This is a genomic window from Pelagibius litoralis (assembly GCF_011683915.1).
Classification (GTDB): domain Bacteria; phylum Pseudomonadota; class Alphaproteobacteria; order Kiloniellales; family Kiloniellaceae; genus Pelagibius; species Pelagibius litoralis.
In genome coordinates this window covers 1-11,401 of sequence record NZ_JAAQPH010000022.1, presented here as the reverse complement: position 1 = coordinate 11,401, position 11,401 = coordinate 1, and the positions used below count along the sequence as shown (strand labels likewise).

At 62.2% G+C, this 11,401-nt stretch carries 7 protein-coding genes; 4 read left to right on the top strand and 3 right to left on the bottom strand.

What is annotated here, in order from left to right; all coding sequences use genetic code 11:
• The first annotated feature begins 105 nt into the window (after positions 1-105).
• On the top strand, positions 106-1,017 hold the full coding sequence (locus HBA54_RS22710) for a LysR substrate-binding domain-containing protein (RefSeq protein ID WP_167229017.1): 912 nt from the start codon (positions 106-108) through the stop codon (positions 1,015-1,017).
• Here the strand turns inward: HBA54_RS22710 and HBA54_RS22705 are convergent.
• Complete coding sequence (locus tag HBA54_RS22705) at positions 1,007-2,563, bottom strand: ABC transporter substrate-binding protein (RefSeq protein ID WP_167229015.1); 1,557 nt, start codon at positions 2,561-2,563, stop codon at positions 1,007-1,009. The two genes, HBA54_RS22710 and HBA54_RS22705, sit on opposite strands and share 11 nt — an antisense overlap.
• A gap of 330 nt (positions 2,564-2,893) precedes the next feature.
• Here HBA54_RS22705 and HBA54_RS22700 point away from each other — a divergent pair, with 330 nt between their 5' ends.
• Positions 2,894-3,130, top strand: a complete 237-nt coding sequence (locus HBA54_RS22700; protein WP_167229013.1) for a hypothetical protein — start codon at positions 2,894-2,896, stop codon at positions 3,128-3,130.
• A 474-nt stretch (positions 3,131-3,604) separates the two neighbouring features.
• Here the strand turns inward: HBA54_RS22700 and HBA54_RS29950 are convergent, their stop codons facing one another.
• The gene (locus HBA54_RS29950) at positions 3,605-3,796 is read right to left on the bottom strand and encodes a DDE-type integrase/transposase/recombinase (RefSeq protein WP_367575720.1); all 192 of its coding nucleotides are present in this window, start codon (positions 3,794-3,796) and stop codon (positions 3,605-3,607) included.
• The gene (locus HBA54_RS22690) at positions 3,781-4,095 is read right to left on the bottom strand and encodes an IS6 family transposase (protein ID WP_167229011.1); all 315 of its coding nucleotides are present in this window, start codon (positions 4,093-4,095) and stop codon (positions 3,781-3,783) included. The genes HBA54_RS29950 and HBA54_RS22690 overlap by 16 nt, the downstream gene beginning before the upstream one ends.
• A 762-nt stretch (positions 4,096-4,857) precedes the next feature.
• Between HBA54_RS22690 and HBA54_RS22685 the strand changes: the two genes are divergently transcribed.
• Positions 4,858-6,747, top strand: a complete 1,890-nt coding sequence (locus HBA54_RS22685; protein ID WP_167229009.1) for an autotransporter assembly complex protein TamA — start codon at positions 4,858-4,860, stop codon at positions 6,745-6,747.
• Between the two features lies 1 nt (position 6,748).
• The gene (locus tag HBA54_RS22680) at positions 6,749-11,140 is read left to right on the top strand and encodes a translocation/assembly module TamB domain-containing protein (protein WP_167229007.1); all 4,392 of its coding nucleotides are present in this window, start codon (positions 6,749-6,751) and stop codon (positions 11,138-11,140) included.
• Positions 11,141-11,401 lie beyond the last annotated feature (261 nt).

Below are 11,401 nucleotides of genomic sequence, written 5' to 3'. Positions count from 1 at the left end.
GGACTGCAAGGGCTTCGTTCCTGTTGCTTGTTGCCATGCTATCAACAGCGTGAGTAGAATTTCAAAAGCATATTTTGGCCATGTGTATTCGAAAAGGTTATACCGATGCGCGCCCCGAACCTCCGCCAGATCGAGGCTTTCAAAGCCGTCATTGAGACCGGAACAGTCAGCCGGGCGGCAGAACTGCTCCACGTTTCCCAGCCGGCGGCGAGCAAGTTACTGACCCACCTGGAAGAGGATACCGGTCTCCAGCTCTTTGACCGCAGGCGTGGCCGGCTGGTCCCGACGGAACGCGGTATGCGGCTCTATGAGGAGATCGATCGGATCTTTGCCGGCGTAAAACAGATCGAGCGCGCCGTTGAGTCGATCCGCCGCGAAGACAATGAGCGCCTGCTCATCGGCGTGATGCCCGGGCTGGCCGGCCCCTTTATCCGCCAAGCCGTGGCCGGCTTCCTCAAGCGCCACCCCAACGCCTATGTCTCCGTGGCGGCACGCTCGTCGCAGTTCATCGCCGACTGGCTGATCGCCCGTCAACTGGACGTCGGCGTTATCTCCATGAAAGTCGATCATCAGCATTTCGAAGCCGAACCACTTATCAGCCAACCCCTTGTGTGCGCCATGCCCATCGGCCACCGCCTGGCGAAGAAACGCAAGGTCACGCCGGCCGACCTGGTGGAGGAGCGCTTTATCTCCTTTTCCCCGGGCAGCCACACCCAACTGCGTATCGACGCGGTATTCAGGAAATTCGGGCTGACACCAACCGTCGGGCTCGACGCGTCCATGGCGCCGACGGTTTGCGAGTTGGTCGCCGCCGGCCTTGGCGTAACGCTCGTACATCCCCTGCTTTTGGAATCGGTGCGCGGCCGGGTGGTGGTGCGTCCCTTCGACCCGCCGACACCCCTCGATTTCCTCCTCTGCCGTCCACGCGAGGCCCGCAACATGGACCTGGTGGACGCCTTTGTGGACGAAACGCGAAAGGCGGCGGCGGAGATCTCCCGGAACCTTCTTAGCGACTGATGGTCGTCGCTTCGGTGATCGGCGGCGCCAGGTTCATCGAACCTTTAAGCGCGTAGCCATAGTCCAGGCCGTCATCACGCAGCCAGACCTGTAGCAAACTGAACAGCGGCACGCTGCAAACCGCGTCGTGGATTTTCTGCTGTGCCTGGGCCCAGAGCTTCATGCGCTCTGCCTCGTCGGCAGTTTGACGCGCTGCCTCGATCTCGGCATCCGCCACATCGCAGTGCGAGAAGTTGGTGATCGCGGTCGGTGTGCCGACGGTCGCGGCAGAGTGGTAGAACTGCGTCAGGTAGCTGTCGGCCATCGGGAAGCGCGCGGCGCCATAAAACGTAATGGCGCTGGCGTCCTGACGGATCTGCTGATGATAGGTCGGATGATCCACCACGTTCATGTTCATCTTGATGCCGACTGCCGCCAACTGTGACTGGATAACCTCCATGATCGGCAACTGCGAGGCGTTGCTCGACACCACCGAGGTGATCTCGAAGCCGTCGGGATGACCGGCCTGCGCCAACAAAGCCTTGGCCTTCTCAAGATCATATTCGTAGCCCCAGGAGCAGTCTTCGCCGAGATAGCCTGTCGGCACGACCGAGCAGCCCTTGGGGCCGACGTCGGCACCGACATAAGCGACGATGTCGTCGATCTTTATGGCGTGAGCAATCGCCTTGCGCACCTTGATGTCGTCCAGCGGCTTCACCGAGCGATTCAGATGCACCGTGCGGAACTCGCCGGGCAGGAAGATATCGACTTCGGCTTCATCGTTCCTTCGCGTCGTCTCGACCCAGCGCTGCTCGCGTTTGCCGTAGATGATATCCAGCTCACCCGAGGTGAAAGCCAGCTCCCGGCTCGAATCCGAAGGAATGAAACGGTACATGATGGTTTCGATCTTCGGGGTTCCGCGGAAATAGCCCCCATGAGCATCGAGGCGCACATGCTGTTGGGTGACCCGCTCGGTGAGCGCAAAGGGTCCGGTGCCGATCGGCTTGCTGTTGAAATCTGCACCCAGAGAATCGGCTGCTGCTTTGCTGACGATGTTGCCACCGTGATAGTTGGCCACCAGACCCAGGAAACCCGGCACCGGATAGGACAGTTCGACACGTACGGTTCGGGGGTCGACGGCGGTGATCTCTTCGAAACCATCGTAGGTGCCGGCAAAGGAAGATCGCTCCGGGTCCGCCGCGCGCTTCAACGAGTAGACCACGTCCTCGGCACTCAGTTCGCCCCAGTCGCCGTGAAACCTGACGCCTTCACGCAGCTTGAAAGTCCAGACCAGGCCATCATCGGAAACGCTCCAGCTCTCTGCCAGATCGGGCTCGATTTCCGCGGGGTTGGAACTGCCGGGCGGAAAGCGGACCAAGGCGTTGAACATCCACCCGACCAGGCCTTTGTCGGCGGTCGCGGTGGCGCGATGCGGATCCAGATTGGCGACGTCGGAGGTGTTAACCGCGACCCGCAGTGTCTCAGCCTGCGCGGTATCGACCTGAGGTACAGCCAGCGCCGCGACGGCCAGACCCAATATCCCAAAGACCCTGTTCCCCGTTCTCATTGCTTTGTTCTCCTTTTGACGGTCAACAAAGCTAGGGAGCCATCAGGCTATATGTCAAAGTCGTAAATCAGCCGATCGTATTCTGAAAAGTTATATAGAACTATTTGGGCAGAGGAAGCCAATCTTTAGAGAGCCTAATGGATACGACCAACGATCCAATTTGGAGACGGGGGACCGCGATACAAACGCCGTGGAACTTGGAGGACAATAGCGAATTGGGCGAGCTGATTGAGCAACTGACAATCAAAGGAGTGACTACTTTGAACTCGAAAACATCTGCTTGTCGGTCGCTGGGCAGACAAAGGTAGAGGTCGATTATTGGAACCATAGTTGGTGGATCCTCCGCTCTTTGATCATGGCTGGAATTGCCATCGCCGCCATCCGTTATTGACGCCCATCAAGGGCGAATCATCAACCCGGCGCGTGTCCGCTTTTGTCGCCTCGACCGATGTCGATGCAAGCTCAGAAGTTGCTGTGAACGCCGAGTTCGACAAGGACGACCTTACGGTTGAAGATCTGACCGTAGGTGCCAGCGAAGTCGAGGGTCCACGGTTGTTGATCCCCTGATACTCTGATTGGGGCTGAGTCGTTGAGTACGAGGGATGCCGGCGGGAGAACCGCCAAATCGGGCTCCGATTTGAACCTATAACACGCCGCAAGCTGTAGATTGCCTCACCTATATTTGGATTAGTCATTGGTATAGATAAGACTCTAGAGGTCTATGGACTTTTGTCGTAGACCACGACGATCACGATGTTGAGCACAGTCTCGTGAATTCTGGCACCACTTTTTCGGGTTGGATGCGGGGATAGGATTTGAACCTACGCAGACTGCGCTCCGGCTGTTCGCCGGTGCTCGCCCTTCGGTCTAGAAACGCTCCCCCGGAGCGTTTCCTTGACGCCCTCAGCCTTCAAGTTATGAGGGGGCACCTACCCACAGGAGGGCATGGCTTCAAGATCTGTCACCAGTAACCACAGAGGCCGACACTCGCTTATAATACCAGTCTGATGATCGGCAGGTATCCAAAAAAATCATCCAAATTCAGTCCCCCAAGACATCAACAGATTGCCGATACCATCTGCAAGGAGCCGCTTTGCGAATAGCAACGGCGTAGGATTTTAGCTTGTCCGTGGTGATCCGCTTCGGCGCGAAGTCCTGCTTCTTCAGCAAGTTCCGGAGCAATCGTCTCGCCGATTTGGCGCAGCGCTGTGGCTGCATCAGAAAGTCCAGCACCTCGCCTTCGTCGTCGACCGCGCGCCACAGCCAATGTCTCCGGCCGCGGATTTGATGACGATCTCATCGATATGCCAATGTGCTCTAACGCGCGGACGACTGCGGCGAAGGTTGACGGCGACCAGCCGCCCGAATTTCAGGAACCAGCGCCGCACCGTTTCGTTGGATACATCGATGCCACGTTCGGCCAGCAGATCCACGACATTACGAAACGACAGGGTAAACCGGGTGTAGAGCCAGACTGCGTATTGAATGATCACCGGTGAAAAACGACGACGCTTGAAGAGAATCGGGGTCACCCGGAGACCGTAGCGACCTCAGCCCGCCTCGCCCTCCGACTTAACGTGTCAATGCCCGCCGGCGCGATGCTGCCGGAACCGATCTATCGCATTCGCATAGACACGCCTGGGCCAATCGCAACCCTTGCTGATCGATCCAAAGCACCCCTGTACCACAAGCCTGAACCGGCGGCGACCACAGCCGAGAGCCCCGAAGTCGGTGACGCATTCAGGGAATCATCAATTGCAGAAAAAGTTGAGGCAGAACGAGCGTCATTGGGCGAGAACGACTTGCTCGAGCCCACCGCACCCCGGGAGTAACCGCGACCGACGATCCTGCCGACATCGTATCGGGGAGACATCGGCAAATCGTGGAATCCAAGCCTGGCGTTGCGTGCTCAGCCTTTACTATCCTTTGATCGGCCGGACGGGGCACCACCTAGGGGTCTATAGTGAAAGCGCCCCGGTCTGGACGACAGGACGGCGCGCTTGCATGGCATGGCCCTTATCGAAAGGCTGAGTCTCGCGCGTCAGTCACAGTCCCGCTGCAGTGACTGGAACTCTTCACCTGCGCAGATGTTGATCCAGCGAAGGAATCGATTGGTTGCGTCGCGCCGGCGGATCTAATGCCTGGGCGGGCCGGGAAAATTACCCGGAAGCGCAACTATTTTGGGGAGAAACGGCCCAAAAGCAGCTAGATTTCAGCTTCTCGGCTGGACCAGAGATCGGGCAGATGTCAGCCAAAGCAACAGTGGTTCGGGCGAAGGGATAGAATCAATAGCCTTGGGACGACAAATAACGGCGCGGAATCGGCTCCGCAGCCTGCAAACGGCCGCGCTTGCCGCCCTCCTCTGCGCCAAGCTTACCGGCTTTGCGGGTCCGGCGGCGGCACAGCAGGCACCGGAGTTCTTCAATGAACCGGACGCCCCGGCAGCGGCGGGGGCCGAAGAAGCAGCTGTTGACTACACGGTCAAGTTGACCGGAATCGAAGACGGCGATCTACAGTCGATCCTGGAGGCTTCTTCCCAACTGATCAGCCTGACCGACAACCCTCCGGCGACAACCATCGGTCTGCGTCGACGCGCCAAGGCGGATGTCGAGCGGCTGCAGGCCGCCCTGCGCTCGGAAGGATTTTATGCTTCACAGATCGACCTCGACATCGATACCCAGGCCCAGCCGGCAGTCGTTGACCTGATCATCCTGACGGGTCCGCGCTACAGCCTCAGATCCTATGAAATCAGCTACGTGGAAAACACCCCGCCGCCAGAGGACGTGCAGCCGATGCTTGGCGACATCGATATCCGGATCGGCATGCCGGCGCGGGCCCCGGCCATTGTGGCCGCCGAGCAGAACCTGGTTAACCTGCTGCTGGAACGGGGCCACCCCTTCGCCCACGTGGCCGAGCGAAAGACCTTCGTCGATAACGAGAAGATGGAGATGACCGTGCGGCTCGCCGTCGCTGCGGGCCCCAGGGCTACCTTCGGGCCGCTTTCCTTCGAGGGGCAGGAGCAGGTCCGAGCAGATTACCTGCAGCGCATCGCCGAGTGGCCGGAAGGCACCCTCTACGACCGCAGGATTGTCCGTCAGATGCAAAGAAAGATCTCGGAAACCGGCCTCTTTTCAACGGTCAACGCCGAAACGGACACGGCGCCCAAGGCCGATGGCTCGCTGCCGGTGACGGTCACTCTTGTCGAACGCGAACACCGCTCCATCGGCATCGGGGCTTCGATCTCGTCGGATATCGGGGCGGGCGGCGAGGTTTTCTGGGAACACCGCAACTTCTTTGGGGAGAACGAAAGGCTGCGCGTCAGCGGCACCGGTTCCCTTATCGAACAAACCGGCAGGATTGATTTTCGCAAGCCTGCCTTTCTCAGGCCCGATCAGGCGCTGCTGGCAGACCTCACCGGCGGTTTCCAGGACAATGACGCCTTCGAGCGCCAATCGATCGAAGGACTGGTCGCGCTGGAGCGCTCGGTGCTGGAAAACTGGCGTGTTTCGGCGGGTGTTTCGGCCGGCTATGAGATCGTCGACGAGAATGCTAACGGACAGACCGGCGAGCGCCAGTTCACGCTTTTCGGCCTGCCCCTGACCGCCGCCCGGGACACCACCGACGACCCTCTCGACCCCGCCAGTGGAACTCGCTTGCTGTTCTCCCTCACCCCCACGACCGGCGTTGGCGACGAATCCCTGCTCTTTCTTACGGCCGTGGTCGGCGGCTCGGCGTACTATGCGATCGACGAAGCGGAGCGTTTCGTGCTGGCCGGCCGAGCAAGGGTCGGCTCGATCGTCGGGGAGGAAACCGAGGTCCTGCCGGCGAATCGGCGGTTCTATGCCGGTGGCGGCGGATCGATCCGCGGCTACGAGTACCAACTTGTGGGCCCGCTTGACGATGACGACGATCCCTTCGGCGGCTCTTCCCTCGTCGAATTGGGCGCCGAAATTCGGGTTCGGGTGACCGATGAGATCGGCGTGGTGCCTTTCATCGATGGCGGTACGGTCTATGATGACCCCTGGTTCAACGGTGATGACCCGCTGCGCTGGGCAGCGGGCCTGGGTCTCAGGTACTTTACCGGCTTCGGTCCGGTCCGCCTGGACGTCGCCTTTCCCCTCAACCGGCGCGACGACGTCGATGACGCATTCCAGTTCTACGTAAGTTTCGGACAGGCCTTCTGAGATGAACAGGGCAAGAATGGTGCTGAAAAGGCTGGCCATCGGGTTCAGCGGTCTGGTGCTGTTCACCGCTGCCGGCGCTGGCCTGGGCTACGGCTGGCTGCAAAGCGACGGCGGGCGTGACTGGCTGGTCCGCCAGATCGAAGCAGCCGTCAGCACCCCCGGCGAAACAGAAGTCTCGATCGGCCGGATTGACGGCGATCTGCTGGGATCGTTGAGCGCCCACGATTTGGTATTGAGTGATGCGGCCGGCCCCTGGCTTACCGTCTCTATGCTGGAGATCGACTGGCGGCCCTGGCGGCTGTTGGGCCAAACCCTGGACGTCGAGGCCTTGTCGTTGACCGCCATCGACATCCCCCGCCCGCCGGTCAGGCCGGAGGGGATTCCCGATGACAGCACGGGGACCGGCGATCTCCGCGATCTGGTGGATTTTCCGCTGAACGTCAGGATTGGACGACTCGCCGCCGACAAGATTTCTCTCGGCCCGTCGGTTCTGGGGCAGACCGCAAGCTTCACCCTGACCGGCGAGGCCCAGGGCGCAGACAGCGGCCCGCTCTCTGCGGCGCTCGACCTGCGCCGCCTCGATGGGCCGGAGATGCGGGTGCGGGCAGATCTACGCTACGATCCCAAGAATGATTCCCTGACCGCTGAAGTCGATGCTGCAGAGGCTCCCGGCGGCATCCTCCCCAGCCTGCTGGGCACGCCGGACCTGCCCGGCACCGAACTGACGCTGGCCGGCAGCGGCCCCCTCACCGCCTGGGACGGCGACTTCGCCTTTTCCCTCGGCAAGGTCGTGCAGGCGCAGGCCGATATCGCGCTGCGGCGAACCGATAACGGCGACCTCGGCTTTCTGCTGAAAGGGCACAGCGAGGTCCAGCCGGTGCAGCAGACCGCCGCCCTGGACCTGATCACCGGACGCAGCGAAATTATCTTCGACGGCAGCTGGCAGGAAGCCCGGCGCCTGCAACTCGACCGCCTGGCGGTGACGAACGATACCTTCCGCCTGTCGACTGATGGCAAGATAGACATGGCATCGGACATCCTCGACCTGGCCCTGAAAGTTGAAGCCGGCGAAAGCATGGCGCTTGCCACGCTGCTGGGCCTGGACCGCCTCGACCAGTTGTCCGCCGACATTCTGCTGAGCGGCACGCTCAACCGGCCGCAAGCGGAAATCAAGCTGCAGACCGGTGGCATCGGTAACCCCGATTTCGAAGCCGGCACCGCAGAGGCAAGCGGCCGGCTGACGGCGGAGAGCGATTTCCTCAACGAGGTTCCAGTCGTTGCACTGGCACTGCAAGGACAGCTGGAGGCGCTGCGCCTGCCCGGCCAGGACGCCGTCAACCAGCTGCTCGGCCCCCGGCTCACCTGGGTTTTGGATGCGCAAGTCGATACCGGCAGCCTGTCTCTCGACATCGACAGACTGGAAGCCACGACCGAGGCAGCAACGGTTTCGGGCAGCGGGCAGGCCAGCGCCGAGGCGGGGACGGCGACGCTCGAAGTTGCCGTTGAAGTGACCGAGTTGGCCGCTCTGCAACCGCTGACCAGTATCTCACTTGGCGGCGCCGCGCGCCTTGCCGGGCCGCTGACGGTAGAGGACTTCGGCAATCGTCTTGCCGCCGAGCTGCGGGGCCGCTGGGATCGGCCATCCAGCGACATAGCCTTGATCGCCGCCGCCGCCGGCAGGGGCATGGGCCTGACGACCCGCTTGACGTTCGACGGCAGCAGCCTGCGCATTGAGGAGGTGACCGGACGGTCGAACGCCGCCGACGTCACAGCCAGCTTGGCGATCACAGCCGACGCGGAACTCCGCGACGCCCGCTACAGTCTTCGTCTGCCCGATGCGGCTGTGCTCGCAGAAGCGCTGGGCATCGACACCGCCGGCGTGGCGACGGTCGAAGGGCAAGCGGCAGGACCTTTCGATACACTTGATGTCAGTGGCGAGGCGCAGCTCGAGGGGCTGACGGTCGAAGGGCAGACATTGAGGCAGTTGGCCGCGACCTACCGGCTGCGTATCGCCGGTGCGGAAATTGACGGGCCGGTGACCCTGGCCCTGACGAGCCCCCTGGGTCCGCTTGAAGGGCGCAGCGAACTGCGGCTGCGCGATGACAGCCTGACCCTGGCCAACTTGGCGGCCACCCTGCCGGAGACCGCCATAAACGGTGAACTTGTCGTGCCGCTTGATGGCGGCGATCCGGTCGCGGCACTGCAGGTCATGTTTGACGACCTTGGCCCCTGGCTCAGCCTGGCCGAGCTTTCGGGCGGCGGCCGGGGAAAACTGGATGTCAGACTGAACCGCAGCGGTGAAGCCGCGCCGGTGATGGTGAGCGCCGCGCTTTCCGGGGTTACGCTGCAGCCGGGGGAAGATGCTGCAGCAGTCAGTGCCGAAAGCCTCACTTTCAAGCTGCAGGCCCAGGACCTGGCCTTGGCGCAGCCGGCAGGTTTCGCGATCACAGCCGATACTCTGCGCTGGCAGGGTCTCGATGCCCGGCGTGTCGACCTCGACGGCAAGGGCACAATCAGCGACCTTGAATTCAGACTCTCCGGCGCCGGTGACTGGATCGAGCCCTTCGAACTCTCCGCCGCGGGCCGCGTAGCGCAGCAGGCCGGCACAGTGACCCTGGCGCTCAACCAGGCGGCAGGCCGGCTGTTCGGCGAAGCGCTCACCCTGCGCGATACGGCCACCCTCACCCTGGCACCGACCGAGACGCGGCTGACCGGTCTCGACATCACCTCCGGCAAGACCCGGCTGACCGCAGAGGTCCGGTTGGGGGATCGTGACATCGCCCTGGCGGCGAGGCTGGATGCACTGCCGCTGCGACGCGTCGATGCCTTCTGGGAGTCCGGCGTCGACGGCCTGGTCACTGCCGAGGTCAACCTGCAGGGCCCTCTCGACGATCCGACCGGCACGGCCAGCCTGAGCGCCAGGGAACTGCATCCGCGCGGCAGCACGGACATTCCCACGCTCGACCTGACGGCAAAGGCTGACTGGCGCGGCGGGCGTGTGAAGCTGGACGGGCAGCTTGGCGGGGCCGATGTCGCTGCCGCTGGCTTCAGCGCCGATGCGCCGCTCAACCTGAGCGCCGAAGGCGCCATCGAGGTTCCGCCCCAGGCGCCGCTTTCCGGTCAGATTGAATGGTCCGGCGATATCACCGCGCTGCTTCTTTTCGTGCCCCTGCCACAGCATCGGCTGAAGGGCGAGGCTGCCATGGCCCTGAAGGTCAGTGGCACAGCGGGCGCACCGACGGTGAACGGTACCGTCATGCTGGACCAGGGACGCTATGAAAACGTGGAAACCGGGACAATTCTGAATGACATCACTCTGCGCGCCGAGGTCGCCGACGACCGGATGACGCTCGCGAGCCTCACCGCCAATGACGGGGCCGGTGGTCAGGTAACCGGCAAGGGCCGGCTGGCTATCGATCCCGCCCAGCAATTCCCCTTCGAGATTGCGGTCCAGCTTGAGAAGCTGAATGCCCTACGCCGCGATGACGTAACCGCTGTCGCCAGCGGCAGCGTGGAAATCGACGGCACGGTGGAGGCCCCCCGTGTGGTCGCCCGGCTGACGACGGAGACCGTCGAAGTCAGCCTGCTCAACAACCTGCCGCCCAACGTTGTCAGTCTCGACGTCATCGAGATAAAAGACGGCGTGGTTCAGACCAACCCGGAGCAGGAAGATGCGGCGCCGGCAGTCGATGCCGCTCTCGACATCGTCATCGACATGCCACGGCGGGTTTTTGTGCGCGGGCGTGGGCTGGACTCAGAATGGGCCGGCCGCATTTCCGTGCAGGGCAGCGCCGCCGACCCCGTTGTCACCGGCGACCTGTCGATCGTTCGCGGCCGCCTCGACGTGATCGGTAAGGCTTTCGATCTGCAGGCCGGCAGAGTGGTTCTGCCGCAATCCACGTCCAGCGAGCCGACCCTGGATGTGACCGCCGTCCACAAAGGCCAGGAACTGGAGGTTACCGCGCGGCTCAGCGGCCCCCTGACCAAGCCGGAGCTGACGCTGACATCCTCCCCCGAGGTGCCGCGCGACGAAATCATTTCCCGCATTCTGTTCAACAAGTCAGCCGCCAGCCTGACCGCTGCCGAGGCGGCCCAGCTTGCCATCGCGTTAAGGGACCTGACGGGCAACGGCGGGGGCACAGACATCCTTGGCTTTGCCCGCCGCACCCTCGGCGTCGATGTCCTGCGGGTGGAAACGGCCGGGGGCGGCCCTGCCCTTGAAGCCGGAAAGTACCTGACCGATGGCGTCTATGTCGGCGTCAAGCAGGGCGCGTCATCGCAATCCAGCGCCGCCGGCGTGGAGGTCGAGCTGACGCCCAACATCACGGTGGAGAGCGAAGTTACCGGCTCCGGAGCCAGTAAATCCGGTGTGCGCTTCAAGTGGGACTACTAGAGCAGATCTCTGTCGGATGGAATCGCCGAAGGCGATCCATCGACCGGGTGAATCTGCTCTAACTGTTTGATGGCGATCGGATTCACATGTTTTGGCGCAACCACGAAGTGGTTCCGTCAAAACATGATCCGATCTAGCAGGCTGCTGAAAAAGGGCTCGCCGAAGTCTTTTGGTCGTGATTCTCTATGGCGTTTGGTTTGCGATCATGGAGGGCGCGATGCGGGGCGAGGATCGGGAGAGCGGAGCACTATTTTCGTATGT